Annotated in this window: 28 protein-coding genes and 1 riboswitch; of the genes, 19 read left to right on the top strand and 9 right to left on the bottom strand. The window is 60.5% G+C overall.

The features are described 5' to 3' along the window. Nucleotides 1-22 precede the first annotated feature (22 nt). Nucleotides 23-1,291, top strand: coding sequence for an SfnB family sulfur acquisition oxidoreductase (locus tag Q2T52_RS17020; RefSeq protein ID WP_302077987.1), 1,269 nt, complete (start codon nt 23-25; stop codon nt 1,289-1,291). An 8-nt stretch (nt 1,292-1,299) separates the two neighbouring features. Then, entirely contained in the window at nt 1,300-2,562 is a 1,263-nt protein-coding gene (locus tag Q2T52_RS17015; protein ID WP_302077986.1) for an SfnB family sulfur acquisition oxidoreductase, read from the top strand. Between the two features lie 127 nt (nt 2,563-2,689). On the opposite strand, the gene Q2T52_RS17010 is transcribed toward Q2T52_RS17015, so the two are convergent. Then, nucleotides 2,690-3,367, bottom strand: a complete 678-nt coding sequence (locus Q2T52_RS17010) for an alpha/beta hydrolase (RefSeq protein ID WP_302077985.1) — start codon at nt 3,365-3,367, stop codon at nt 2,690-2,692. A gap of 214 nt (nt 3,368-3,581) precedes the next feature. Here Q2T52_RS17010 and Q2T52_RS17005 point away from each other — a divergent pair, with 214 nt between their 5' ends. The 9 genes from Q2T52_RS17005 to sufA all read left to right on the top strand — a co-directional run bounded on the left by Q2T52_RS17005 (nt 3,582) and on the right by sufA (nt 11,410). Next, nucleotides 3,582-4,748 (top strand): cysteine desulfurase family protein, encoded by a 1,167-nt coding sequence (locus Q2T52_RS17005; protein WP_302077984.1) that lies wholly within the window; start codon nt 3,582-3,584, stop codon nt 4,746-4,748. A gap of 140 nt (nt 4,749-4,888) precedes the next feature. Then, on the top strand, nt 4,889-6,358 hold the full coding sequence (gene sufB / locus Q2T52_RS17000) for a Fe-S cluster assembly protein SufB (RefSeq protein WP_302077983.1): 1,470 nt from the start codon (nt 4,889-4,891) through the stop codon (nt 6,356-6,358). 89 nt (nt 6,359-6,447) lie between these two features. Beyond that, entirely contained in the window at nt 6,448-7,203 is a 756-nt protein-coding gene (gene sufC, locus Q2T52_RS16995; RefSeq protein ID WP_302077982.1) for a Fe-S cluster assembly ATPase SufC, read from the top strand. A 20-nt stretch (nt 7,204-7,223) separates the two neighbouring features. Beyond that, complete coding sequence (gene sufD / locus Q2T52_RS16990) at nt 7,224-8,498, top strand: Fe-S cluster assembly protein SufD (RefSeq protein WP_302077981.1); 1,275 nt, start codon at nt 7,224-7,226, stop codon at nt 8,496-8,498. Between the two features lie 188 nt (nt 8,499-8,686). After that, complete coding sequence (locus Q2T52_RS16985) at nt 8,687-9,925, top strand: cysteine desulfurase (protein WP_302077980.1); 1,239 nt, start codon at nt 8,687-8,689, stop codon at nt 9,923-9,925. Between the two features lie 11 nt (nt 9,926-9,936). Beyond that, complete coding sequence (locus tag Q2T52_RS16980; protein WP_302077979.1) at nt 9,937-10,317, top strand: SUF system Fe-S cluster assembly protein; 381 nt, start codon at nt 9,937-9,939, stop codon at nt 10,315-10,317. Nucleotides 10,318-10,364: 47 nt separating this feature from the next. Beyond that, entirely contained in the window at nt 10,365-10,643 is a 279-nt protein-coding gene (locus Q2T52_RS16975) for a ribbon-helix-helix domain-containing protein (RefSeq protein ID WP_302077978.1), read from the top strand. After that, nucleotides 10,640-10,927 (top strand): type II toxin-antitoxin system RelE/ParE family toxin, encoded by a 288-nt coding sequence (locus Q2T52_RS16970; RefSeq protein WP_302077977.1) that lies wholly within the window; start codon nt 10,640-10,642, stop codon nt 10,925-10,927. Before Q2T52_RS16975 ends, Q2T52_RS16970 begins: the two co-directional genes overlap by 4 nt. A gap of 90 nt (nt 10,928-11,017) precedes the next feature. Beyond that, nucleotides 11,018-11,410: a Fe-S cluster assembly scaffold SufA gene (gene sufA / locus Q2T52_RS16965; RefSeq protein ID WP_302077976.1), complete on the top strand. Its 393-nt coding sequence runs from the start codon at nt 11,018-11,020 to the stop codon at nt 11,408-11,410. A 10-nt stretch (nt 11,411-11,420) separates the two neighbouring features. Here sufA and Q2T52_RS16960 read toward each other — a convergent pair whose 3' ends face one another. Beyond that, the gene (locus Q2T52_RS16960) at nt 11,421-12,068 is read right to left on the bottom strand and encodes a GntR family transcriptional regulator (protein ID WP_302077975.1); all 648 of its coding nucleotides are present in this window, start codon (nt 12,066-12,068) and stop codon (nt 11,421-11,423) included. Nucleotides 12,069-12,149: 81 nt separating this feature from the next. Here Q2T52_RS16960 and Q2T52_RS16955 point away from each other — a divergent pair, with 81 nt between their 5' ends. Then, a complete protein-coding gene (locus Q2T52_RS16955) occupies nt 12,150-13,043 on the top strand; it encodes a dihydrodipicolinate synthase family protein (protein WP_302077974.1) in 894 nt (297 codons plus the stop codon). Between the two features lie 97 nt (nt 13,044-13,140). On the opposite strand, the gene Q2T52_RS16950 is transcribed toward Q2T52_RS16955, so the two are convergent. Continuing rightward, nucleotides 13,141-13,467 (bottom strand): flagellar basal body rod protein FlgC, encoded by a 327-nt coding sequence (locus Q2T52_RS16950; RefSeq protein WP_302077973.1) that lies wholly within the window; start codon nt 13,465-13,467, stop codon nt 13,141-13,143. A 171-nt stretch (nt 13,468-13,638) separates the two neighbouring features. Then, nucleotides 13,639-14,565 (bottom strand): LysR family transcriptional regulator, encoded by a 927-nt coding sequence (locus tag Q2T52_RS16945; protein ID WP_302077972.1) that lies wholly within the window; start codon nt 14,563-14,565, stop codon nt 13,639-13,641. A gap of 92 nt (nt 14,566-14,657) precedes the next feature. Between Q2T52_RS16945 and Q2T52_RS16940 the strand changes: the two genes are divergently transcribed. Both Q2T52_RS16940 and Q2T52_RS16935 read left to right on the top strand, forming a co-directional pair. Beyond that, on the top strand, nt 14,658-15,671 hold the full coding sequence (locus Q2T52_RS16940; protein ID WP_302077971.1) for an NADP-dependent oxidoreductase: 1,014 nt from the start codon (nt 14,658-14,660) through the stop codon (nt 15,669-15,671). Nucleotides 15,672-15,718: 47 nt separating this feature from the next. After that, the gene (locus tag Q2T52_RS16935; RefSeq protein ID WP_302077970.1) at nt 15,719-16,093 is read left to right on the top strand and encodes a hypothetical protein; all 375 of its coding nucleotides are present in this window, start codon (nt 15,719-15,721) and stop codon (nt 16,091-16,093) included. Nucleotides 16,094-16,145: 52 nt separating this feature from the next. On the opposite strand, the gene Q2T52_RS16930 is transcribed toward Q2T52_RS16935, so the two are convergent. Beyond that, nucleotides 16,146-16,577 carry a plastocyanin/azurin family copper-binding protein gene (locus Q2T52_RS16930; RefSeq protein ID WP_436799549.1) on the bottom strand — a complete coding sequence of 144 codons (432 nt, stop codon included), beginning with the start codon at nt 16,575-16,577 and terminating at the stop codon, nt 16,146-16,148. A gap of 178 nt (nt 16,578-16,755) precedes the next feature. Here Q2T52_RS16930 and Q2T52_RS16925 point away from each other — a divergent pair, with 178 nt between their 5' ends. Continuing rightward, nucleotides 16,756-17,457: an alpha/beta hydrolase gene (locus Q2T52_RS16925; protein WP_302077969.1), complete on the top strand. Its 702-nt coding sequence runs from the start codon at nt 16,756-16,758 to the stop codon at nt 17,455-17,457. A 49-nt stretch (nt 17,458-17,506) separates the two neighbouring features. On the opposite strand, the gene gcvP is transcribed toward Q2T52_RS16925, so the two are convergent. From gcvP to gcvT, 3 genes are all read right to left on the bottom strand, one after another. Next, complete coding sequence (gene gcvP / locus Q2T52_RS16920) at nt 17,507-20,371, bottom strand: aminomethyl-transferring glycine dehydrogenase (protein WP_302077968.1); 2,865 nt, start codon at nt 20,369-20,371, stop codon at nt 17,507-17,509. Further along, nucleotides 20,371-20,733 (bottom strand): glycine cleavage system protein GcvH, encoded by a 363-nt coding sequence (gcvH, locus tag Q2T52_RS16915; RefSeq protein WP_302077967.1) that lies wholly within the window; start codon nt 20,731-20,733, stop codon nt 20,371-20,373. Before gcvH ends, gcvP begins: the two co-directional genes overlap by 1 nt. A 236-nt stretch (nt 20,734-20,969) precedes the next feature. Continuing rightward, complete coding sequence (gene gcvT / locus Q2T52_RS16910) at nt 20,970-22,106, bottom strand: glycine cleavage system aminomethyltransferase GcvT (RefSeq protein WP_367187331.1); 1,137 nt, start codon at nt 22,104-22,106, stop codon at nt 20,970-20,972. A gap of 156 nt (nt 22,107-22,262) precedes the next feature. Next, a riboswitch (glycine riboswitch) is annotated at nt 22,263-22,350 on the bottom strand. Nucleotides 22,351-22,529: 179 nt separating this feature from the next. Between gcvT and Q2T52_RS16905 the strand changes: the two genes are divergently transcribed. Together Q2T52_RS16905 and Q2T52_RS16900 are read left to right on the top strand one after the other, a co-directional pair. Then, nucleotides 22,530-22,910: a hypothetical protein gene (locus Q2T52_RS16905; protein WP_302077966.1), complete on the top strand. Its 381-nt coding sequence runs from the start codon at nt 22,530-22,532 to the stop codon at nt 22,908-22,910. Between the two features lie 88 nt (nt 22,911-22,998). Further along, entirely contained in the window at nt 22,999-23,943 is a 945-nt protein-coding gene (locus Q2T52_RS16900; RefSeq protein WP_302077965.1) for a copper chaperone PCu(A)C domain-containing protein, read from the top strand. A gap of 17 nt (nt 23,944-23,960) precedes the next feature. Here the strand turns inward: Q2T52_RS16900 and Q2T52_RS16895 are convergent, their stop codons facing one another. Next, nucleotides 23,961-24,227, bottom strand: coding sequence for a hypothetical protein (locus tag Q2T52_RS16895; protein WP_302077964.1), 267 nt, complete (start codon nt 24,225-24,227; stop codon nt 23,961-23,963). Nucleotides 24,228-24,463: 236 nt separating this feature from the next. Here Q2T52_RS16895 and crcB point away from each other — a divergent pair, with 236 nt between their 5' ends. Both crcB and Q2T52_RS16885 read left to right on the top strand, forming a co-directional pair. Next, nucleotides 24,464-24,841 (top strand): fluoride efflux transporter CrcB, encoded by a 378-nt coding sequence (gene crcB, locus Q2T52_RS16890; RefSeq protein WP_302077963.1) that lies wholly within the window; start codon nt 24,464-24,466, stop codon nt 24,839-24,841. A gap of 102 nt (nt 24,842-24,943) precedes the next feature. Beyond that, a complete protein-coding gene (locus Q2T52_RS16885; RefSeq protein ID WP_302077962.1) occupies nt 24,944-25,939 on the top strand; it encodes an RluA family pseudouridine synthase in 996 nt (331 codons plus the stop codon). The last annotated feature ends 1 nt before the right edge of the window (nt 25,940 follow it).

The raw sequence follows: 25,940 nt of genomic DNA, 5'->3' as shown, positions 1-25,940 counted from the left end.
CACCAGAACAGGATATCGGCCCATGGGTACGCTTCCCGAGAGGAATATCGACTATTCCGTCCATCCCCGCGTCAATTCCGCTGATCCCATTCCGCCGCGGCCTCGTCCCGCAGAGCCTGCGCATATTATCCGCAGTGATGCCGAAGCCATCGCGATTGCGCAAAGACTGGCTGAGAGGTTCAAGGTCGGCGCGGCACTTCGCGATCGGGAAGGTCTCTTGCCGCTGGCGGAGCTGGACGAATACTCACAAAGCGGTCTCTGGAGCATCAACGTGCCCAAGGCCTATGGTGGGCCGGAAGTCTCCTATGCAACGCTCGCCAAGGTGATTTCCATCATCGCTGCCGCCGATCCGGCCATTGCGCAGATCACCCAGAACCATCTGGCGATCGTCGCGACCGTCGATCTCGATGGCACGGAGGAGCAGAAGCAGCTGTTCTTCGGCTGGGCGCTGGCCGGCTTGCGCTACGGCAACGCCTTCTCCGAATCGAAGAGCAAGAATGTCGCGACCTTCGAAACCAAAGTGCGCTTCGAAGGCGACGACGTCATCGTCAGTGGCGAAAAGTTCTACACCACGGGCGCGCTTCTCTCGCATTTCGTGCCGATTGTCGGTGTCGATGAGACGGGCCAAGGCCATCTCGTCTTTGCCGAGCGCGATGCGGCGGGTCTGACCGTCACCAATAACTGGTCCAGTTTCGGCCAGCGCACCACCGCATCCGGATCGGTCAAGATTGATGATGTCCGCCTGCCGCGCGTGCGGGCGCTGAAGGTCACCTCCTTCGATCACCCCACCGTTGGCGGCCCGGTCTCGCAGATCATCCAGTCCGCCATCGATGCCGGCATTGCCCGGGGCACGATCGAAGACACGATTGCCTTCGTCAAGACCCATAGCCGACCATGGGTCGACAGCGGCAAGGAAACGGCGGGAGAGGATCTCTTCACGATTGCTGCGGTCGGTGACCTCAAGATCCGCCTGCATGCGGCCGAAGCACTGCTCGACATCGCGGGTCGTGCGATCGATGCGGCGCGTGCCAACACCACGTTGGAGACCGTGTCCGAGGCGACGATCAAGACCGGCGAATCCAAGGTGCTAACGACAGAGATTGCCATTCTTGCGGCCAACAAGCTCTTCGAGCTGGCTGGTACGCGCTCGACGCTTGCCGAACACAATCTCGACCGCCATTGGCGCAATGCCCGCGTCCATACGTTGCATGACCCGGTGCGCTGGAAGTTCTTCCATGTCGGCAATTATTACCTGAACGGCGTGCACCCGCCGCGCCACGCCTGGAATTGAGGTCATTCATGAGCAGCGATGACCGCAAACTGCACCGTCAGGCGGCCCTGGTGACAGGACGCCCGGCACCGCATGTGCCGCCGCGCCGCCAGCCGGCGCATCGGATCAAGGATGATGCGGAAGCCATTGCTACCGCCAAGGTCTTGGCGCGTGAGTTTGCCGAGGGTGCTGTGGCTCGTGACCGGGAGCGGCGTCTGCCGCTTGCGGAAATCGAGCGATTTTCGCAAGCGGGCCTCTGGGCGATGACGATCCCGAAGGAGTATGGCGGGGCCGGTGTTTCCGGTGCAACGCTCGCCGAGGTGACCGCGATCATCTCGGCGGCCGATTCCTCCATTGGGCAGATCCCGCAAAACCATTTCTACATGGTCGAGGCCCTGCGTCTGGCGGGAACGGAAGAACAGAAGCGGCATTACTTCGCTCGCATTCTGGATGGCGACCGGCTCGGCAATGCCTTTACCGAAATCGGTACCAAGACGCCTGTCGACTTCAAGACCCAGATTGCTGAGCGGGATGGAAAGCTGCTTTTGAACGGGCAGAAATTCTATGCGACCGGCTCGCTGTTTGCCCATATCATCGTTGCCGTTGCCAAGAACGAAAGGGGCCGCGTGCAGATCGTCTTTATCGATCGCGCCACGCCGGGTCTGGAGTTGATCGACGACTGGAGCTCGTTCGGTCAGCGCTCGACCGGAAGCGGAACCGTAACCTTCGACAATGTCGAGGTGACAGCCTTCCAGGTGGTCGATCATGATGTCGTCTTCGAACAGCCGACGCCCATGGGACCGCTGGCGCAGATTGTCCATGCGGCCGTGCAGGTAGGGATAGCGCGCAGCGCATTGGCCGAGACGATCTCCTATGTCAGGGCCTATGCGCGGCCGTTCTTCGAACTCGACATCGAACACGGTTACGAGGATCCGCACAGCATTCACGCGGTCGGCGACGTCTCGATCCGCGTGCATGCGGCGGATGCCCTGCTGGCGCGGGCGGGTCATCTGCTGGATGCGGCAATCGCGGAGCCAAACGAGCGGACCGTTGCGGCGGCCTCCATCGCGGTTGCCGAAGTCAAGGCTTACGGTACGGAGGCGGCACAGCTTGCCGCCAACAAGCTGATCGAGCTCGGCGGTGCCCGCTCCACCTTGGAAGCTTACGGGCTCGATCGCTTCTGGCGCAATGCCCGCACGCATTCGCTGCATGATCCGGCGCGGTGGAAATACCACCATATCGGCAATTACTATCTCAACGGAAAGCTGCCGCCACGGCACGGGGCGATCTGAGGCGGTAAATCAGCGTGGGCGTTGCATTGACATCGGCCTCTGGGTCCAATGCTCCATAGCTGCTGATTCAAAAACCCCCGGCGAGAAAGCCGGGGGCGAAAGAAGCTTAATCGGGTCTGCGGTTCTGTTATCGAAGGCGCTTGGCTGCCGGTTCAGGCACCAGCTCGCCGTTCAGGCGGCGGTCCAGATAGTCCTCGCATTCGCCCATCAACTCATCGACCTTGCCGTTGAAGAAGTGGTTGGCGCCTTCGACTGTGCGATGCGTGATGAGGATGCCCTTCTGTGTCTTCAACTTTTCGACCAGCCCGTTCACATCCTTCTCCGGCGCGACCTTGTCCGAATCGCCGTTGATGATGAGGCCGGAAGACGGGCAGGGCGCCAGGAACGAGAAGTCATAGATGTTCGGCTGAGGCGCAATCGAGATGAAGCCTTCGATTTCCGGGCGGCGCATCAGAAGCTGCATGCCAATCCAGGCGCCGAAGGAATAACCCGCCACCCAACAGCTCTTCGAGTCCGGATGCAGGCTCTGCACCCAGTCGAGCGCGGACGCGGCGTCGGACAGCTCGCCTGCGCCGTGATCGAACTCACCCTGGCTGCGGCCAATGCCCCGGAAGTTGAAGCGCAGCGTGGTGAAGCCGCGCTTCTGGAACATGTAGAACGCCTGGTAGACGATCTGGTTGTTCATCGTGCCACCGAACTGCGGATGCGGGTGCAGGATGATGGCGATCGGCGCGCTCTTTTCCTTGGAGGGCTGGTAGCGTCCTTCGAGGCGGCCGGCTGGGCCGTTGAAAATGACTTCGGGCATCGATACTCCGGTCAGATTTTTCGGTTCAAAACCGTTTCCGCAGCCGCTTTGACTTGACGAAGTCGCTCAGCTTTTCTAGAACTCAGTTTAGAACCGTTCGAAACTTTGGGTCTCCAATGGAAACCCCAATGGTCGTCCTTTACGGCATGCGCGACGAAAATTTCAAGGGAAATGCGTCGTTCATCTCTAAGTAGACTGGGAAGTTAACTCGGCAATGGCTGTCACAAGAGCATATCTGGACTGGAACGCGACGGCACCGCTCAATGCGGTGGCGCGAGCCGCGATGCTCGAAGCCTATGATCTGCCGGGAAACGCTTCGTCTGTTCACGCCGAAGGGCGCCGTGCGCGCGCTGCCTTGGAAAAGTCGCGGCGCCAGGTTGCTGCCCTCGTACAGGGAGAGGCGCAGAACGTCATCTTCACAAGTGGTGCCACGGAAGCGGCCAACCTGGTTCTGACACCCGAATACCGCATGGGCCGGGCGCCCTTGCGTATCGGTCGGCTATTCGTGTCGGCCATCGAGCATCTGGCCGTCAGGGATGGTGGCCGTTTCCCAACGGATCGCGTTTCGGAAATCCCGGTGACGGCACAGGGGGTGCTGGATCTCGCAGCGCTTGAGGCAGCACTTGCTGCGCATGATCCGGCAGAAGGACTGCCGATGGTCGCGGTCATGCTTGTTAACAATGAAACCGGCATCATCCAGCCTGTTGCGGAGGCTGCGCGTCTGACCCACGCCAAGGGCGGCATCCTCGTCGTGGACGCCGTTCAGGCTGCTGGTCGCGTGGATATCGACATCAACGCGCTCGACGCGGACTTTCTCATCGTCTCCTCGCATAAGATCGGCGGCCCGAAAGCGGTGGGCGCCTTGATTGGCCGGGGTGAGATCATGATGCCGGCGCCTTTGGTGCGCGGTGGCGGCCAGGAAAAGGGTCACCGCTCCGGCACGGAGAATTTTCCGGGCATTGTTGGCTTTGGCGCTGCGGCGGACATCGCAGTTCGTGATCTCTCGGAACGCGTGTCTCTGATCAGCGCGCTGCGGGATCGACTGGAATGTGAAATGCGTTCCACTGTGCCTGAGGTGATCATCCATGGTGCCGATGTGGCGCGCGTCGCCAACACGACCTTCTTCACGCTGCCGGGTCTGAAGTCCGAAACCGGTCAGATTGCTTTTGATCTCGAAGGCGTATCGCTTTCCGCCGGGTCTGCCTGCTCGTCCGGCAAGGTCGGTCAGAGCCATGTGCTGGCGGCGATGGGATGCGATCCGGCGCTTGGAGCGCTGCGTATATCGCTGGGACCGGACACGACTGACAAGGATATCGACAAGGCGCTTGCCGCCTTTCGCAAGATTGCTGGCCGCCTGAAGCCGGCAGGACAGGCGGCGTGACCTTGCAAAGTTGCGGAAACGCAAAAATATGCTTGCCAAATGGTGGGAAAACCGCCTTCTGGCGCCTACATAGGGGCGAACCCCCGCCACACTTAGACAACCTGCCGGACCCTTGATTCCGGCTAGATTGGAGAATGACCATGGCTGCCGTGCAGGAGACGATCGATCAGGTTCGCCAGATCGATGTGGACCAGTACAAATATGGCTTCGAGACCGCGATCGAAGTGGAGAAGGCTCCAAAGGGCCTGTCCGAAGAAATCGTCCGCTTCATCTCCGCGAAGAAGCAGGAGCCGGAATGGATGCTGGAATGGCGTCTTGACGCCTATCGCCGCTGGCTGACGATGGAAGAGCCCACCTGGGCGCGCGTCGACTATCCGAAGATCGACTTCAACGACATCTATTATTATGCAGCGCCGAAGAGCGCGTCCGGCCCGAAGTCGCTGGACGAGGTCGATCCGGAGCTGTTGAAGACCTATGAGAAGCTCGGCATTCCGCTGAAGGAACAGGAAATCCTGGCCGGCGTCGAAAAGCCGCGCGTGGCCGTCGATGCCGTCTTCGACAGCGTGTCTGTCGTGACGACCTTCAAGAAGGAACTGGCCAAGGCCGGCGTGATCTTCATGTCGATCTCGGAAGCCGTGCGCGAGCATCCTGAACTGGTGAAGAAGTATCTGGGGTCGGTCGTTCCCGTCACCGACAACTACTATGCGACGCTGAACTCTGCCGTGTTCACCGACGGGTCCTTCGTCTTCGTGCCGAAGGGCGTTCGCTGCCCGATGGAGCTCTCCACCTATTTCCGCATCAACGAGAAGAACACTGGCCAGTTCGAGCGCACGCTGATCATTGCCGAGGAAGGCGCGTACGTCTCCTACCTCGAAGGCTGCACAGCACCGCAACGCGACGAGAACCAGCTGCATGCGGCTGTCGTTGAACTGGTCGCGCTTGACGATGCCGAGATCAAGTATTCGACCGTGCAGAACTGGTTCCCGGGCGACAAGCAAGGCAAGGGCGGCATCTACAACTTCGTCACCAAGCGTGGCGATTGCCGTGGCGACCGCTCCAAGATCTCCTGGACGCAGGTCGAGACCGGCTCTGCCATCACCTGGAAATATCCGAGCTGCATTCTGCGCGGCGACGACAGCCGTGGCGAGTTCTACTCGATTGCCGTTTCCAACGGTCACCAGCAGGTCGATAGCGGCACCAAGATGATCCATCTCGGCAAGAACACGTCGAGCCGCATCATCTCCAAGGGCATTGCCGCCGGGGTTTCGCAGAACACCTATCGCGGCCAGGTCTCGGCGCATCGCAAGGCAACGAATGCCCGTAACTTCACGCAGTGCGACTCGCTTCTGATCGGCGACCGCTGCGGCGCGCATACGGTGCCGTACATCGAGGCGAAGAATTCTTCCGCACAGTTCGAGCACGAGGCGACCACGTCGAAGATTTCCGAGGACCAGCTGTTCTACTGCCTGCAGCGCGGCATTCCGGAGGAGGCCGCGATCGCGCTGATCGTGAACGGCTTCGTCAAGGAAGTCATTCAGGAGCTGCCGATGGAGTTCGCCGTGGAGGCGCAGAAGCTGATCGGCATCTCGCTGGAAGGCAGCGTGGGCTAACGGTCCAAGGATCAAGAACAAGGGGCGTCCGAGGCGCCGAGGGAACTGACAGGCGGCTCTTGAACCGCCCTATGAACAGGAACGACAACATGCTTGAAATCAAGAACCTGCACGCGCGTATCGCCGAGGACGGCACCGAGATCATCCGCGGCCTCAATCTGACGGTCAAGGCTGGCGAAGTGGCGGCCATCATGGGCCCCAACGGCTCCGGCAAGTCGACGCTGTCCTACATCCTGTCGGGCCGCGAGGACTACGAAGTGACAGAGGGCGACATCCTCTATAACGGCGAGAGCATTCTGGAGCTTGATCCGGCCGAGCGCGCGGCACGAGGCATCTTCCTGGCCTTCCAGTATCCGGTCGAAATTCCGGGCGTTGCCACCATGCAGTTCCTGAAGGTCGCGATGAACGAGCAGCGCAAGGCCCGCGGCGAAGCGGAACTGACGACGCCTGACTTCATGCGGCGCGTCAAGGAGGCGGCTGCCGAGCTGAAGATCAATCCTGACATGCTGAAGCGTCCGCTCAATGTCGGCTTCTCCGGCGGTGAAAAGAAGCGCGCGGAAATCCTGCAGATGGCGCTGCTGGAACCGAAGCTTTGCGTGCTCGACGAAACCGATTCTGGTCTCGATATCGACGCGCTGAAGATCGTCGCCGATGGCGTCAACGCGCTCAAGTCTCCTGATCGCGCCACGATCGTCATCACCCATTACCAGCGCCTGCTCGACTACATCGTGCCGGATACGGTGCATGTCCTCTACAAGGGCCAGATCATCCGCACCGGCGACAAGGATCTGGCGCTGGAGCTGGAAGCCAATGGTTATGCCGACATCATCGGCCAGGCCGCCTGATCGAAACACGGGGAATGGGTATGAACATGCAGACGACAAGCCGGCTGACCGCCGCTGAATCTGCGCTGATCGACGCCTATACCGGCCAGCTCGGCGAGCTGCCCGGCAACGGTGCCGTCATCAGTGCCCGCGATCGCTTGGTGGACGATCTGAAGACCAATGGCTTGCCGACGCGCCGCGTCGAGGCCTGGCACTACACCGATTTGAAGACGCTGCTGCGTTCGGTTCCGATGGACGCTGGTACAGGCAGCGCGGATGCCATCGAACCGCTCGTCGCTGGCGCGCATGTCATCGGCACTCGCCAGGGCCAGATCGTCGGCAAGCCATCGGTAGAAGGCGTCGTTGTCGGTGCATTCGCCGACATGCTGCGCGAAGGGACGGCGGCTCCAGGCCTTTCGGTGATCGATCGCGACGACACGATCGGCAAGATCAATGGCAGCTTTGTCCGCGACGGGCTCGTGCTGGAGTTTCCGGCGGGTGTCACGGTAGAACAGCCGATCGAGATCCAGGCGCTGCATGGCGCCGGTCAGGCGCATACGCGCTTTCCTGTCAGCTTCGGTGCTGGCTCCAAGGCTGTCGTTATCGAGCGGCATGCGCAGACGGGCGAGGGCTCTGCATTTGTGTCGTCCGTCAGCGATATTTCGCTGGAGGATGGCGCTGACGTCACCTGGATCGTGCTGCAGCAGCAGGGCGCTGACGATACGCATCTCGGACAGGTGCGCATCCGGGTCGGCGAAAATGCCAAGCTGAAGCTCTTCGTGGTCAATGCCGGCGGCAAGCTGGTGCGCCAGGAGTTGCGCGTCGATGTGGCGGGTGAGGGTGCCGAACTCTCGCTGCGTGGCGTCAACTTGCTTGGCGGCGATACGCACACGGATGTGACGCTGGTTCTCGGCCACAACGTGCCGAACACGAACTCGACGGAAATCTTCCGCAACGTGGTGTTCGATCGTGCTCGCGGCGTGTTCCAAGGCATGATCAAGGTTGCGCTTGATGCGCAGAAGACTGATGCCCGCATGGCCTGCAACACGCTGCTGATGTCGGACGACGCAGAATTTGCCGCCAAGCCAGAACTCGAAATCTTCGCCGACGACGTGCAGTGCGGCCATGGTGCGACGGTTGCCGATATCGACGACAATCACCTCTACTACTTGATGGCGCGCGGCATTCCGCGCAATCACGCGCGCGCCATGCTGGTCAATGCCTTCGTGGCGGAGATCGTCGAGGAGCTGGAAGATGAGGCACTGGTCGAGGCGCTTGAAGGCGTGATTTCGACCTGGCTCGCCAAGCATGCCTGATCATGGCCCAACCTCTCCATCGTCATGCTCGGGCTTGACCCGAGCATCCATGGACGGACGAGTTTGTCAGAAAATGAGTGGATCCTCGGCGCAGGGCCGAGGATGACGCAGAGCAAGGAGCGACGCTCCCGGGTCAGATCGGCCTTTGTGACCGCCCTGTCCGAAAGCGCGAATTGAAAGGGTCTGCAATGGGCCAGATGAATTCGACCGCCTACGATGTCGAAGCAATCCGCAAGGATTTTCCGATCCTCTCCACCCTGGTGCACGGCAAGCCGCTGGTCTACCTGGACAATGGTGCCTCGGCGCAGAAGCCGCAGTCGGTGATTGACGCGATCAGCCAGGCCTATTCCCATGAATATGCCAATGTGCATCGCGGCCTGCATTACCTGTCCAACGCCGCGACTGAAGCCTACGAGGCTGCGCGTGAAAAGGTGCGCCGCTTCCTGAATGCGCCGTCGGTGGACGATATTGTCTTCACCAAGAACTCGACCGAGGCGATCAATACGGTCGCCTATGGCTGGGCGATGCCGCACCTGAAAGAGGGCGATGAGATCGTTCTGACGATCATGGAGCATCACTCCAACATCGTGCCCTGGCATTTTCTGCGCGAGCGGCAAGGTGTGAAGCTGGTCTGGGTGCCGGTCGATGACGATGGCGCATTTCATCTCGAAGACTTCGAGAAGTGCCTGACGGACAAGACACGCCTGATCGCGATCACTCATATGTCGAATGCGCTCGGCACCGTCGTTCCGGTCAAGGATGTCTGCCGCATTGCCCGCGAGCGCGACATTCCTGTTCTGGTTGATGGAAGCCAGGGCGCCGTGCATATGCCGGTCGATGTGCGCGATCTCGATTGCGACTGGTATGTGATGACCGGCCACAAGCTCTACGGTCCGTCCGGCATCGGCGTGCTCTACGGCAAGGCCGATCGGCTGCGCCAGATGCGGCCTTTCCAGGGTGGCGGCGAAATGATCATCGAGGTCGGTGAGGATATCGTCACCTACAATGATCCGCCGCACCGTTTTGAGGCCGGCACGCCGCCAATCGTGCAGGCAATCGGCCTTGGTTATGCACTGGATTATATCGAGAAAGTAGGACGCGAGGCGATTGCAGCCCATGAGGCGGATCTGACGGCCTATGCGACCGAGCGGTTGCGAGCGATCAACTCGCTGCGCATCATCGGCAACGCGCCCGGCAAGGGTGCCATCTTCTCGTTTGAGTTGGCGGGCATCCATGCCCATGACGTTTCAATGGTCATTGACCGCAAGGGTGTCGCGGTGCGTGCCGGCACCCATTGCGCCATGCCGCTCTTGAAACGGTTCGGCGTGACGTCTACTTGCCGTGCATCCTTTGCGATGTACAACACGCGCGCCGAAGTGGATGCGCTGGCCGACGCGCTGGATTATGCGCGCAACTTCTTTGCCTGAGGACAGACAAAATGTCGACCGAAGAAACCATTCCAAAGTGGGATGCCCGCGAAGGCATCATCAATTCACCGATCCCGGCAGACGAACTTGCTCGGCTTTCCGATGATATCGTGGCGGCGCTGAAGACGGTCTACGACCCGGAAATTCCCGCCGATATCTTCGAACTTGGTCTCGTCTACAAGATCGATATCGAAGACGACCGCCTGGTGAAGATCGTCATGACGCTGACGGCTCCGGGCTGCCCGGTCGCCGGCGAAATGCCGGGCTGGGTGGAAAATGCTGTCGGCGCCGTGGAAGGTGTCTCCGGCGTCGAGGTGGAAATGACCTTCGATCCGCCGTGGACGCCAGAGCGCATGTCGGAAGAGGCGCAGGTGGCCGTCGGCTGGTATTGAGCCAGTCGATGCGTTAGTCTCGTCAGGACTGAAGCGGAGGCTGGATTATGGCGCGCGCGCATCCCATTCGCATCGAACTGAATGATGACATGAGCGAGATCGTTGAAAGCGTTCTCGAGAGCGGCGAGTTCCAATCCGCCGATGAGGTCGTTTCGGCGGCGCTGAATGCCTTCCAGGTGCAGCGCCTGCTAGCAAACTTCGCGCCGGAGGAATTGGATGCGCTGATCCAGGAAGGTATCGACAGCGGCGAACCGATCGATGGAGAAGAGTCATTCCGTCGCTTGCGAGCTCAATTTGAGCGCGATTTCGGGATGAAGGCCGAATGAGCTATCGCCTTCGGCCACGGGCTGAGCGCGACGTGTACGAGATTATGTCCTACATCGGAAAGCATAATCCGCGAGCGGCACTGCGTTGGCAGGATGAGATCTATGCGACGTTCCAGCTGCTCTGTTCTATGCCTGGGATCGGTGCTGCCCGTGAAACCTCAAGGCTCAAGAGCCGGATGTTTTCGAAGGACGGCTATCTGATTTTCTGTCGGCCTGATGATGAGGGTATTGAAATTCTGCGTGTCCTCCACGCAGCTCGCGATTGGCCGAAGCTGCTGCGATAGCTTGCCTTATTGATAAGGAAGCGCTTGGCGCTTACATTATATTTCGAACCACCGGACCTTGAACCCGGTTGCGTGAAGGAGAATGAGCCGATGGGCTTTGCAGTGATGAGCATGACGGATGCTGCCGCGTCCCGCGTGAAAGCGATCGTGGAAAATTCCGGGCCGGATGCAAAAGGTATCCGCGTCGGCATCAAGAAGGGCGGTTGCGCCGGCATGGAATACACGGTCGATCTGGTGACCGAACCCAATGCCAAGGACGATCTGATCGAGCATGCCGGTGCGAAGGTTTGGATCGAGCCATCCGCCGTGCTTTATCTCTTGGGCACGCAGATGGATTTCGAAGTGACCAAGATGCGCTCCGGCTTCACCTTCAACAATCCGAACCAGACATCCGCCTGCGGCTGTGGCGAATCGGTAGAATTGAAGCCAGCCGATCTGGCACAACTCGCGAAAGAGCGCGCCGCAGAGCAGGTCGCCACCTAACGCGCCTACGTCAGGGCGTCAGTTCCGAGAGATAGTGAAGAAGCTTTTCCGTCGCCGCCGCCGCTCCGGCGGCGTCTTTGTTTTGTATGGACCGGATGATGCCGACATGCAGGCTGACGGAGCGATCCATGCCCTCGGCGGATGCGGTTGAAAACCAGAGACGGCGCGAATGTGTCTGAAGAGCGCCCAGTGCTCCGGTCACGAAACGGTTTGGGCAGGCTTCTTCCATCAGGTCATCGAAGCGCTTGTCGGCGGTAAGGAAGGCCTCGATGTCCGATGTGGCTGCCGCACCACTCATGTCTTTCGCGCATTCGATCATTTTTTGCCGTTGTGCGGCGCTGGCATGCTCGGCCACAAGACTCGCCGCCAAGGGTTCAAGGCGCTTGCGCACTTCCATAATCTCGGCGTAATCGGACGCCACGATATCTGTGATTTGCAGGCCGATCCGAGGGCGCACCACAATCAGGCCCTGCCATTCCAGCTTCTGGATGGCTTCACGAACCGGGGTCCGGCCATGGCCTGCTGCCTCGATCAACTGCTTTTCCGTGACCAGTGCTCCAGGTGCGAGCTTCAAGGTCACGATCAGGTTTTCCAGCACGTGATAGGCTTGGCGGCTCAGCGAATCCGGGATGGTGGCGGGTGAGGTGAGCGTATTCATGATTATCTGATATATCAGTGCTTGACATGTCGCAATCGGAATGCGTATGAATGCTGATATATCAGCTTAAGGAGAGCGATCATGTGGCGCGGTGTGTTTCCGGCAGTAACGACGAAGTTCAAAGACGATGGCTCCCTGGACCTGAAGGAGATGGAGCGCTGCTTCGGCCTGCAGTTCGAAGCGGGTGTGGACGGCATGATCGTATGCGGCTCGCTTGGCGAGAACATGACGTTGGAGCCTTCCGAGAAGATTGAGATCCTGAAAGTCGCGAAGTCGGTCGCAGGGACCAAGCCGGTGCTCATGACCGTCTGCGAAAGCTCGACCCAACGAGCGAAGACGGCTGCAAAGGCTGCTGCGGAAGCCGGCGCCAATGGCCTGATGATCCTGCCGGGCGTGCCTTACAAGTCGGCACCCTCGGAGACGCTGAACCATGTTCTTTCGGTCGCGACGGCGTCCGGCTTGCCGTCGATGGTCTACAACAACCCGATCGCCTATGGCGTCGACGTGACCATTCCGATGTTCGAGGAACTGGCGAAGAACGAACTGATCGTCGCCATGAAGGAATCGACTGACGATATCCGCCGCATTACCGATGTCTTCAACGCTTTCGGCGATCGCTTCGATGTCTTCACCGGCGTCGATAACCTTGCGCTCGAAAGCCTTATGATGGGTGCGCATGGCTGGGTCGCCGGCCTCGTCGTTGCCTTCCCGAAGGAGACGGTTGCGATCTGGAAGCTGTCGCAGGCCGGTCGTTATGTGGAAGCGCTCGCCATCTATCGCTGGTTCCGCCCGCTGCTTGATCTCGATGTGTCCACCTTCCTGGTGCAGAACATCAAGCTGGCAGAAGTGCTGGCGATCCAGACCAATGACCGCGTTCGCGAACCGCGCCTGCCGCATTCGGGTGCAGAGCGCGCCCGCCTGACCGCCATCATCGAGAAGGCGATTGCCGAGCGTCCGGTTCTGCCGAGCCTGTAAGGCTTCCAGATCCTTCATCGACCGCAAGCACAAAGCGCCCCGATCTCCGCAAAGAGAGCGGGGCGTTTGCTGTTAAGGGCGTCATGAAGGAAAGTTGTCAGTCCCGCTTGATGGTCGCCAGCACATCCCAGATCGTTGCGCCTGTTTCGAACACGGCGGCATTGGCCTTGAAGCTTTCGGAGGCACCGATCAGATCGGTCATCTCGCCAGCGACATCGACATCATTGTCGCCATCACGGCCTGTTGTCGTCGCTTGCGTGACGGATGCGCTGACCTGCCCGTTCGGACCGGACGATAATTGGGTGGAGAGGCGGGCATAGCCGGGGTGGCTGGCGTTTGCGATGTTGTTTGCTGCCGTCGAGACGCGCAACGTCTGTGCCTGCATGCCGGACACGGCTGTGGTCATGGCAGTGGATATGCTCATCGTTCCCAATCCTCTCCAGGCAAATATGCCTGTCGCAACCTTCTAGACGAAGATGACACTGGATGCCTCAAGCATCGCTGATGTTCGTTCATGAGAGATGAATGATGAAGCTGCACTTGGCTCGATTGCAGCTGAGGCGTGCCAATCCCGCGATCAATCCTTTCGGATGTCTTACTCCACGGGTGTTTGCCGCTCCACGAATCTCTCTTGAAGCATGTTCAGAAAGGCACGAACAGCAGGATTGGCGCGCCGGCTTTCCGGCCACAGCGCGGTGACCGTGTTTCGCTCCACCTCGAAACCCGTCAAAATAGGTAGGAGATCGCCGCGCTTGACGTGAGGTGTCGCGACGAACGAGGCGCATATTCCGATGCCGGCACCTGCGACCAGCGCCGCGACGACGGCCTCGCTGGCATCGACGAGGATGCCGGACTTTGGCAACAGCTCGATCTCCCGCCCGCCGATTCTGAATGGCCAGCGAAACATCTGCCCCGTGCTCTGATAGCGCAGGTTGACCGTGTCGTGGCTCTCCAGCTCATCCGGATGTTGCGGCACACCACGTTCTTCGAGATAGGCGGGCGAAGCGTAACATCCGAGATGAATCGGTGCGAGCTTGCGCGACAGCAGCCCGCTATCGGCCAGTTCTCCGATGCGCACCGCAATATCAATACCTTCATCGACGAGATCGACCAGTTGGTCGCTAAGGCGCAGATCGATTGTCACCCTTGGATTCTGCCGTCGATAGGCTGGCAGCATTGGTGCGATGACATGGAGACCGATCGGCAAAGAAGCCGCGATCCGCAAGGTGCCCGATGGCTCCGCGCGTGTCGAAAGGACCGTCTGCTCGATCTCCTGCGCCTCACGCAAGAGGCGCAGCGCTTTATCATGAAGCTCGCGCCCCTCCGGCGTCAGTGCCAGCGAGCGCGTCGTGCGGGTGAAAAGGGCGACACCGAGATGCCGCTCCAGCCGCTGCACACTTTTGCTGATGGCGGACGGCGAGACAAACAGCGAACGCGCCGCAGCGGTATAGCTACCGAGCGATCCGGCGCGCGCAAAGGCGATGAGACCGGTCAGGCGGTCGAGGGTTATTTGTTCCGTCATGGCATAAGTATTGCGCCATGACGCCTGATTATCAAGCCGATGCTGTCCCCATACATCTCCTTGAGAAGCGAAACGCGCAATGGAGAAATGCGATGAGCGAGATGATGAAGGCTGTGCGTCAGCACGCGTTTGGTGGTCCTGAGGTGCTGGTTTATGAAGATGCACCCAAGCCGGATGTGCAAGCGGGGGAAGTACGCATCCGCGTGCATGCGGTCGGTATCAATCCGCCGGACTGGTACCTGCGCGAGGGTTACAAAATGCTGCCGCCCGAATGGCAGCCGAAGGTGACATTTCCGGTGATCCTGGGAACCGATGTCTCCGGCGTTGTGGATGCTATCGGCGATGGCGTATCAGGCTTTGCCGTGGGTGATGCCGTCTATGCGACGGTCCGCTTTCCGACGGGGTTGGCGGGAGAGAGCCGCGCCTATGCGGAGTATGTCACCATTCCCGCCAGCGAAGTCGCGATCAAGCCTGAGGGGATCAGCCATGTGGAGGCGGCAGCGGCGCCCATGTCACTGCTGACGGCCTGGCAGTTCCTGGTCGATCTCGGGCATGACGAGCCCAATCCGCTGCAGCCCTATCGCCATGTTCCGGTGCCGCTGGAGGGCAGGCGGGTCCTGGTCAATGGAGCAGCCGGCGGCGTAGGGCATCTGGCGCTGCAGGTCGCAAAGTTGAAGGGCGCGCATGTCATCGCTGTTGCCTCCGGCAAGCATGAGGCTCTGCTACAGGATCTCGGCGCGGACGAAATCATTGATTACACCAGGATCGTACCCGAAGATGTCATGCGCGACCTGGATCTGGTGGTGGATGCTGTGGGCGGCCCGACCAGCGGCCGTTTCCTGAAGACGTTGAAGCGGGGCGGGGCCTTGTTTCCGATCTTCCCTTTGGGCTTTTCGGATCGCGAAGAGGCGCAGGCAATGGGTGTGACGGTATCGGCCACGCAGGTCCGCTCAAGCGGCGCGCAACTGGCTGAGCTTGCGCCGCTGCTGGATCAGGGCAAAATCCGTGTGGTGATCGACAGCACCTATCCGCTGGCCGACGCGGCTCTGGCCCATGCACGCGCCGCCAAGGGGCATATTCAGGGCAAGATCGTGTTGACGGTGTAGCCATGACCGGCCCGAGATTGCGGGCGGGAACGAGGCAATGGTTCGAAATGGTTGGCACGACGATGTGTGATGCGGCCACGCGCGCCGTCCTGCCAGCGAGCATGACGGTCTACCTGGTCGAACGCTATCTGGACGGTGTGACGCAAGCTGATGGTCGCGTACAAGGTATCCGGTTCGACATTATCGCTGGAATGCCCTCGTTCCAGATTGGGGTTTTGCCCCAGGAGAAAGGTGATATCACGATTGAAATCACAATGGCCGCAGCCAGAAGGCTGAACAGCTTGACGAGTGCCGATCCCGCCTATCGCCAGGCAATTGCGGATTCTCTCGGCACCGGCGAGATGGTGGTGGACGGTGATTTGCGCCGCTTGGGACCTTGGCTGGAAGAGGTCCATGATATCATCGTCAAACGTACGGCATGATCGTTCATGCGCGAGGTGAGGCCGGCAACAAGCGCCGGCCCGCCGCTGTATGTCACGGCGTGACTGTCAGTTTCGTCTTCATGCCGGCTTCGTAATGGCCCTTGATGTTGCAGAGCAGCAGGTAGTTGCCCGCAGTGAGCTTCACCTTCAGCTGGCCATCCTTGCCCGGCTTCAGATCGGCCACTTCGCCGAGACTTTTCAGTTTCGATTCGTCGACCCGGTGCTTAGCGGCATTGAGCGGGATCTTGTCGTCGGCAGTTTTCAGCTTGATCAGAACCATTTCATGCTCTTCACCGGCAGCGGCATTGTGGACCTTGAAGGTGACGTCACCGGCTGGAACCGTGTCGTGATCCAGCTTGATCGCCATCGGCCCTCCGCCTTCACCCTCTTCGGTGACAAGGATGGTCGTGCTGGCGGCAAAGGCCTGCGACGCGAGCATCATCGATGCAGCGATGAGAGCGGACCTGCTCAGAGTGACTGTCATGGGGTTTCCTCCTTTGGTTGAACCCGAGGGGAGGCTAGGCACTGATTCTGACAGTTGGCTGAAGGTTGTCACAGCAGAAATCGACAAAGGCGCGTGCGGCAGACAAGACCGGAAGTTGCGTTCGGGACAGAAGTGAACCGTACGCAAACAAAGCTTCCGATCCCAAGGAGATCAGCTCATGACGTCGTCGCAAACATCCACCACCGTTGTTCTCGTTCACGGCGCCTGGGCCGATGGCTCCAGCTGGCAGCGGGTCGTGCCCCTTCTGCTTGAAGCCGGGGTCACGGTTCGGGCTGTTCAGAACCCCACCACGTCGCTGGCTGATGACGTCGCCGCAACGCAGCGCGTCCTGAAGACGATCGAGGGTCCCGTCGTCCTCGTCGGCCACAGCTGGGGCGGTGCCGTCATCGCCGAAGCCGGCAACGACCCGAAGGTGAAGGCGCTCGTGTTCGTCGCAGCTCTGCCGCCCGGCACGGGGCAGTCGGTCGGCGACCTCGTCGGTTCTCACCCCACGCCTCCCGGCCTTTCCAAGATCACCGATGACGGCAACGGTTTTCTGTGGCTGAGCGAGGAAGGCTGGAACGACTATGTCGGCCAGGATCTGCCGAAGAATGAAACGACACTTCTCTACACTCTGCAGCCGCCGCTACCGGTCACGACGTTCGGCGACAAGATCTCCAAGGCCGCCACCGAGACACGTCCCAACTGGTACATCGTCTCGACCGAAGATTGCATTGTCAGCGTGGAATTGCAGTATGAGCTGGCCAAGGGCATAAAAGCCAAGACGACCGAGCTCGCGGCGAGCCATCTCTCACTGCTGTCGAAGCCACGCGAGGTGGCGGATGTGATCCTCGATGCGGTGAAGACGGTTTCCGCCTGACGCCTTAAAACTGAAAGGCGGGGTGATTGGTCACCCCGCCTCCATTTCCTTACTCGGCAGCCTGCGCATATTCCTCCATCGGAGGGCAGGTGCAGACGAGATTGCGGTCACCATAGACATTGTCGATGCGGTTGACCGGCGACCAGTATTTGTCCACGCGGAACGAGCCTGGCGGGAAGCAGGCCTGTTCGCGGCTGTAGGGCCGCGTCCATTCACCCACCAGATCCTCCACCGTATGGGGGGCATTCTTGAGCGGGTTGTTCTCCCGGTCCATCTTGCCCTCCTCGATCTGTCGCGCTTCCTCGCGGATCGCCAGCATGGCGTCGCAGAAGCGGTCGATCTCGGCCTTGGTTTCAGATTCGGTCGGCTCGATCATCAGCGTGCCGGCGACCGGCCAGCTCATGGTCGGCGCATGGAAGCCGCAGTCGATCAGGCGCTTCGCAATGTCATCGACCGAAACACCGGCGGAAGCCGCCAGCGGACGGGTGTCGATGATGCATTCATGCGCCACGCGGCCCGCAGCCGACTTGTAGAGCACGTCATAGCTGCCGGCGAGACGGGCAGCGATGTAGTTGGCGTTGAGGATCGCCACCTTGGTCGCTTGCGTCAGGCCTTCGCCACCCATCATCAGGCAGTAAGACCAGCTGATCGGCAGGATCGACGGCGAACCGAAAGGGGCTGCCGAGACGGCACCTTCGCGGCCGTCCCATTCCGGGTGACCGGGCAGGTAGGGTGCGAGATGCGCCTTGACGCCGATCGGACCCATGCCGGGACCGCCGCCGCCATGCGGAATGCAGAAGGTCTTGTGCAGGTTGAGGTGGGAAACGTCGGAGCCGATGTCGCCGGGGCGGGCAAGACCCACCATGGCGTTCATGTTGGCGCCGTCGAGATAGACCTGACCGCCATGCTGGTGCGTGATCTCGCAGATCTCCCGTACGGTTTCCTCGAACACGCCATGCGTGGACGGATAGGTGATCATGCAGGCGGAAAGATTGGCGGAATGCTGTTCTGCCTTGGCGCGGAAATCATCCAGATCCACATCGCCGTTTTCCTTGGCCTTCACAGGCACGACCTTCATGCCGACCATCTGCGCCGAGGCCGGATTGGTGCCATGCGCGGAGGTGGGGATGAGGCAGACATCGCGATGGGTATCGCCGCGCGCGATGTGGTAGTTGCGGATGGTCAAAAGGCCCGCATATTCGCCCTGCGCGCCGGAATTCGGCTGCATGGAGAAGGCGTCGTAGCCTGTGATCTGGCATAGCTTGGCCGACAGATCCTCGATCATTTCCTTGTAGCCAGCGGCCTGATCGACCGGGGCGAAGGGATGCATGTCGGAGAATTCCGGCCATGTGATCGGCAGCATTTCCGCCGTGGCATTCAGCTTCATGGTGCAGGAGCCGAGCGGAATCATCGCCCGGTCGAGCGCCAGATCGCGGTCGGAGAGCCGGCGGATATAGCGTGTCATTTCGCTTTCCGCACGGTTCATGTGGAAGATCGGATGCGTCATATAGGCGGAGGTTCGCAGGAGATCCTTCGGCAGCCGGTAGTCGGCTTCGAAATCCGAAACCTTGAAGTTGCCGCCAAAGGCGCGCCAGACGGCTTCCAGCGTCACCGGCCGGGTACGCTCGTCCAAGGACATGCCGATCTTGGTCGTTCCCACCTTGCGCAGGTTGACACCTTCGGCCACGGCGGCGCGCAGGATGAGGCCCTGCATATGGCCGACTTCGACGGTGATCGTGTCGAAGAAGGTTTCCGGCTCGACGGTGTAGCCGAGCTTCTCAAGGCCCTTGGCCATCAGCACGGCCTTTTTGTGGACCTGCTGGGCAATCGCCTTCAAGCCTTCGGGACCGTGGAAGACGCCGTACATGGAGGCCATGACGGCGAGCAGCACCTGCGCCGTGCAGATGTTGGACGTCGCCTTTTCGCGGCGGATATGCTGTTCGCGGGTCTGGAGCGACAGGCGATAGGCGCGGTTGCCGCGCGCATCGACGGAGACGCCAACGAGACGGCCGGGCATGGAACGCTTGTGCGCATCCTTGACCGCCATGAAGGCTGCATGCGGGCCACCATAGCCCATCGGCACGCCAAAGCGCTGCGAGGAGCCGATGGCGATATCCGCACCCATTTCACCGGGCGATTTCAGCAGCGTCAGCGCCAGAAGATCGGAGGCCACGGCCGCCACGGCACCGGTCTGGTGCAGACGGGCGATCAGGCCGGAGAAATCATGCGCATGGCCATGCGTGCCCGGATATTGGAAGATCGCGCCGAACACGTCGACCGGATCGAGATCCGTGAACGGATTGCCGATGATGACCTTCCAGCCGAGCGGCGCGGCGCGGGTTTCGATCAGCGCGATCGTCTGCGGATGGCAGGCGGCGTCGACGAAGAAAGCCGTCGCCTTCGACTTCGCCTGACGCTGGCAGAGCGCCATGGCTTCGGCGGCAGCGGTCGCTTCATCCAGCAGCGAAGCATTGGCGACATCGAGGCCGGTCAGGTCGCAGATCATGGTCTGGAAGTTCAAGAGCGCTTCCAGGCGGCCTTGAGAAATTTCCGGCTGGTAGGGCGTATAGGCCGTGTACCAGGCCGGGTTTTCCAGAATGTTGCGTTGGATGACCGGGGGCGTCACGGTGCCGTAATAGCCCTGGCCGATCAGCGAGGTCAGCGGCTGGTTCTTGTTGGCGGTCTCGCGCAGGCGGTCGAGCGCCTCGCGCTCGGTCAGCGCTGCACCCCAGGCCAGCGGCTCGCGCTGGCGGATGGAGGCGGGAACGGTCGCGTCGATGAGGGCATCGAGCGAGCGGTAACCGATCACCTTCAGCATCTCGGCCATTTCTGACGGCGAGGGGCCGATATGACGCCGATTGGCAAAGTCATAGGGCTGGTAATCGGTGAAGTGAAAATCGCGCGTGTCAGACATCAGGCGATGAGCTCCTTATAGGCTGCCTCGTCCAGCAGGTCCTTGGCGTCGGCGACATTGGCGAGCTTCAGCTTGAAGAACCAGCCCTTGCCCTGCGGATCGGAATTGACCAGCGACGGGTCCGAGGTGATCGCCTCGTTGATTTCGACGATCTCGCCGGCCAGCGGACAATAGACATCGGAAGCGGCCTTCACGCTTTCAACCGTTGCGGCTTCGCCATTCTTCTCGAAGGTCGCGCCGACGTCCGGCAGTTCGACGAAAACGAGGTCGCCGAGCTGGTCGGCGGCATGCTGGGTGATGCCGACGGTTGCAACATCGCCCTCGAGCTTCAGCCATTCGTGTTCAGCGGTGAATTTCAGCATGATTTTAGTCCTCTCTGAAGGAAATTGGGAATTCGTTTGAAGCAGGGCGCAAGCACGCCCCCCTCTGGCCTGCCGGCCATCTCCCCCACAGGTGGGGAGATCGGATCGGCGCGCCCATTTCCCAACTCATCAACGCCGGTGAAAGGCGAGAGGCTGCTGCCTGTTGATCTCCCCCCTTGTGGGGGAGATGGCCGGCAGGCCAGAGGGGGGCTTGGGCTGGCAAGACCATCATTTGGTTACCGCTTATACGTCGGCGTGATGAAGGGCAGGGCGGCGACCGTAACCGGCAGATATCTACCGCGCACTTCCGCAAACACCTGCGTTCCGGCACTGGCGAACTCGGTCGGCACGTAACCCATGGCGACTGGGCCTTCGACCGAGGGGCCAAACGTGCCGGATGTGACTTCACCGATCTCCGTCTTGCCTTCGGCATCGGCGTAGAGCTTGGCATGGGCGCGCACCGGCGCCTTGCCTTCCGGCTTCAGACCGACGCGGCGGCGGGCCGTACCATTGGCGAGTTCGCCCAGAATGCGCGTCGCCCCCGGAAAGCCGCCGGCGCGATCGCCGCCCGTCTTGCGGGCCTTCTGGATCGCCCATTCCAGCGATGCCTCAATGGGCGAGGTGGTGGTGTCGATGTCATTGCCGTACAGGCAGAGCCCGGCTTCGAGGCGCAAAGAATCGCGGGCGCCGAGCCCGATCGCCTCGCAATCGTCATGGGCCAGCAATGCCTTTGCCAGTTCCTCCGCCTTGTCGGCGGGAACGGAGATCTCATAACCGTCTTCGCCCGAGTAACCCGAGCGGGAGACGATGCAGGAAGCACCCACCAGCGTCACGTCGCGCACATCCATGAATTTCATGGCTGCGACCTCAGGTGCCAGAGACGCCAGCACGGCTTCCGCTGCCGGACCCTGAAGCGCGATCAACGCGCGGTCTTCGAGAAGCGTCACCGAACAGCCGGCGAGATGCGTCTTCATATGCGCCACATCGGCGGCCTTGCAGGCGGCGTTGACGACAACGAGAAGATGATCGCCGCGATTGGTGATCATCAGGTCGTCGAGGATGCCGCCATTATCATCGGTGAAGAAGCCGTAGCGCTGGCGGCCCTCTTTCAGGCCGAGGATGTCGACCGGCACCAGCTTTTCCAGCGCCAGCGCTGCATCCGCATAAGCTCCGGAGTGAGCCTTCACGATGACCTGCCCCATATGGGACACGTCGAACAGGCCAGCCTTGGAGCGGGTCTGGAGATGCTCCTTCAGCACGCCTGCCTGATATTGCACCGGCATGTCATAGCCGGCAAAGGGCACCATGCGCGCGCCGAGCGACAGATGTAGATCATGAAGGGGGGTAGTGGAGAGTGGGCCGCTATCGGTCAAGAACGCCTCCAGGGTCGTGTGCGGGGCAAAGCCGCACGAGCTCAGTTACTGGCACGGAGTCGTGCCGTTCAAAGAGCCCCCTCTGTCCTTCGCGCCTGAGATTGTTATCCCTTCGGCGAGCTCTTCGCGTCGAAAAAGCTTCTCTCCAGAGTCCTGCAGGTCCCGCTGGTCCTTTTGCCTGAGAGTTTCCGGGGCGGTTGCTCCTTCGGCGCCGCATCGAAGCGGTTTCTCCCAGCGAGATGTTGCGGTCATTATGAGAGGAGGGCGCCACTTGGCAAGGGGCAAACGTCGCAAGCGACATGAATTTTGTCGCGCCGCGAAAACTCTCTCATGGTTGATCCCCGTCAAAGAGCCGCAGCTTCCGTTTTGCTCTTGTTCCCCGCATCGAATATGCAAAAGATGGTTCGAGAGGATTGAGAGGCAATGGATAGCAGTCGGACGAAAAGCGGCAAGGTCTTGCGCATCCTGTGCGCGCTTGTGCTGTTGTCCCTCGGCCTTGCCCATCAGGCGCCTTCGGTCGGCCTGGCTGCCATCGATATCGATCATTTGGAAACCTATCGTCTGCCGGATGGTAGTTTCGCCTCGCTCTGCCTGAACTCCAGTGAGGACCATAAGGCAGCCCCCAGCGGTCTCTGCGAAGCCTGCCTGCTCTCGGCATCAATCATCTTGCCGCCACCGGACGATAAGGGCTGGCTGCTGGTCGATCGTGCCTTCCTCATCAACGCCTTGTCGTATCCGGACGCCGCGCTTGGCTCGTCCAATATCATTACTGCGCGGTCCAGAGGCCCGCCATCCATCTCCTGAAACTGTTTTTTGGGAACAACAGGCTCAATGCCGCATGCGCGGCAAACATGGCGCAGACCCGGCAGGGCTCGTCATCAGGGGATGAATAATGAAGAACTCGATCTATCTGGCCGCATCGGCCATCGCGTCACTGGTCCTTGCGGGGCAGGCCAGTGCGCATGTGACCTTCGTGAGCGCGACTGCAAAGCCCGGCGCCACTGTAGTGCTGCAATTGCAGGTGCCGCATGGTTGCGATGGGAAGGCCACAACGGAACTGCAAGTGAAGCTGCCTGAAGGATTTTATGGTGCCAAGCCGCAGCCCAAGGCCGGGTGGGAGCTTGAGGTCATCAAGGGGACCTATGCCAAACCGAGCAGCGACCATGGCAAGCCGGTGACATCTGGAGCGACTGAGATCCGCTGGAAGAACGGCAACCTTTCCGACGACTTCTATGACACGTTCGTCATCCAGGGAAAATTTGACGGCTTGGCTGAAGGTGCGGTCGTCGCCTTCCCGATCATCCAGATCTGCGGGACTGACAAGGCGGAGTGGACACAGATTGCCGCTCCGGGTGTGGATGCCCATTCGCTGAAGAGTCCGGCGCCCACGGTCAAGATCACCGCCGGTGACAAGCAGGCACAGGCCATGACGCCTGCCTCCGTGGGGGCGCTCAAGCTCACCGGCGGCTTCGTCAAAGCCATGCTGCCAGGTCAGCCGGTCGGTGGCGGTTATGTCACCATCGAAAATGCCGGTTCAGGCGATGACAAACTGGTTGCTGCCTCCTCGCCAGCGGCGAGTGAGGTGGAGTTGCACGAAATGGCCATGGTCAATGATGTGATGAAGATGCGCAGGCTTGAGGGCGGAATCGTTCTGCCTGCTGGCAAGACCACCGAATTGAAGCCTGGCGGCTACCATATGATGTTCCAGAAAGTGAAGGAGCCCTTCAAGGAGGGCGGCAAGGTGCCCGTCATGTTGACCTTCGAGAAGGCGGGTAAAGTCGAGATCACTCTGCCCGTAACCTCTGCCGCGCCGGGCGGTGAGCACGATCATCACTGATGCGAGCAGCAGGACGCCTATATCTCCTTGTAGGCGTCCTCCACTTCATCCCGGTTCACTGGATACTGCTGCTGATGGTTCGTGTTGAGATCCAAGGCAAGCGGAACCGGAGGCAATAGCCCCTGGATGTCATCGGTTGCCTCGCCATGGGTGCGACGCTCGTTTTTCTCGGCTTCGACGCGGGTGTCACGCACATGGTCGGCAGTGCTCACGCGCCGGGCCGGCCGCATGGCATCCATGGCATAGCCAGCTGTCGTGGCCGATACGGTTATGACCTGTGTCATGACACATACAATCTCCCTTGTTGAGGCGAGGGACGCAACTTGTTGAAATGGCGTGAGGCAATCCGACGGGATGCGAGGCGACAGCCGTGCAGTGATGCTTCATGCATCAGGATGGCTTTTCAAAAATATGACTTCAGCCCTCGCGCTAGAAATTATGCGTGACCTTTTCTTCGCCGGTCTTTAAGTTGCCCATTCGAATTTTAGCAAAGTTCCCGATTTTTGCGCGTGGGTTCAATATGTTGAACGTTTTGCTTGTTGCCTTCGGTGGCGCGGTGGGCTCTGTGTGCCGTTATCTGACGGGTGTGTTCATGACCCGTCTCTATGGACCCATGTTCCCCTGGGGCACGTTGACGGTGAATGTGCTGGGCTCCTTTGCCATCGGCTTCCTCACAGAACTCGTGGCGCGGCGGCTCAATGCTTCCATGGAAATGCGGCTTCTCATCGTCACAGGTTTTCTTGGCGGCTACACCACCTTCTCGTCCTTCTCGCTCGATACGGTGGCGCTGATGGAGCGAGGTGCGAGTGCTGCTGCGGTTTCCTACGTCGTGGTCAGCCTCGTCGTTTCGCTGGCAGCCACGTTCGGCGGTCTTGCTCTTGGCCGCGCGGTGCTTTGACGTGACATCCGCATATTTGCGCTTTCCCTTGAGAGGCGAAATCATCTAAAGGCTGAGTAATGGCGGGCGTTGGCCCCATCCTTTAGTCATGAAAGAGCTTTGATGGCTGGCATCGAGCATATCCGTGTGGACGCGGACGAGGCGGGCATGCGCCTCGATCGCTGGTTCAAGATCCATTATCCGGGCCTCGGCTTCGGCGCGCTGCAAAAGTTGTTGCGCTCAGGCCAGATCCGCGTCGATGGCGGACGCGTCAAATCCGATACCCGCGTGCAGCCGGGACAAATGGTGCGCGTGCCCCCCATGGATGTCGATCCAAAGGGACCGAAGGCCGGGCCGATCGCCGGCAAGGATTTGAAGCACAGCGGCGATGCCGAGCTTCTGGCGCGCATGCTTCTGCATGAGGATGACAAGGTCTTCGTGCTGAACAAGCCAGCGGGTCTTGCCGTCCAGGGCGGTTCGGGCGTTACGCGCCATATCGACAAGATGCTGGATGCCTGGGTGAACCAGAAGGGCGAGAAGCCGCGTCTGGTGCATCGTCTCGACCGTGACACCTCAGGCGTTCTGGTTATTGCCCGCACGCGCGGCGCGGCCCAGAAGCTGACTGCAGCCTTTCGTGAGCGCGATACCAAGAAGACCTATTGGTCGCTGGTGAAAGGCCTGCCGAGAAAGCGTGAAGACAAGATCTCCACCTGGCTGGTGAAGGAGCAGACGCCGGATGGCGACCGCATGCGCATTGCCAAGCATGGCGAGGAGGGGGCGGATCACGCCGTCTCCTTCTACCGCGTCATCGACACGGCCGCACAGCGTCTCTCCTGGCTGGAGATGGAGCCCTATACGGGGCGAACGCACCAGCTTCGTGTTCACGCCCTGCATATCGGTCACCCTATTATCGGCGATCCCAAATATTTCGACGAGGATCCGAACTGGGATTTCCCGGGCGGCGTCCAGAAGCGCCTGCATCTGCATGCCCGTCACATCGATATCCCGCATCCGTCCGGCGGCCGGTTGAAGGTCACCGCACCACTGCCCCCGCATATGGTGCAGAGCTGGAACTTGCTCGGCTTCGACCAGGCGGATGGCGTAAAGGACGATGAATAAT

Source organism: Rhizobium oryzicola (assembly GCF_030504645.1).
Classification (GTDB): domain Bacteria; phylum Pseudomonadota; class Alphaproteobacteria; order Rhizobiales; family Rhizobiaceae; genus Neorhizobium; species Neorhizobium oryzicola.
This window is presented reverse-complemented; position numbering and strand designations above follow the sequence as displayed.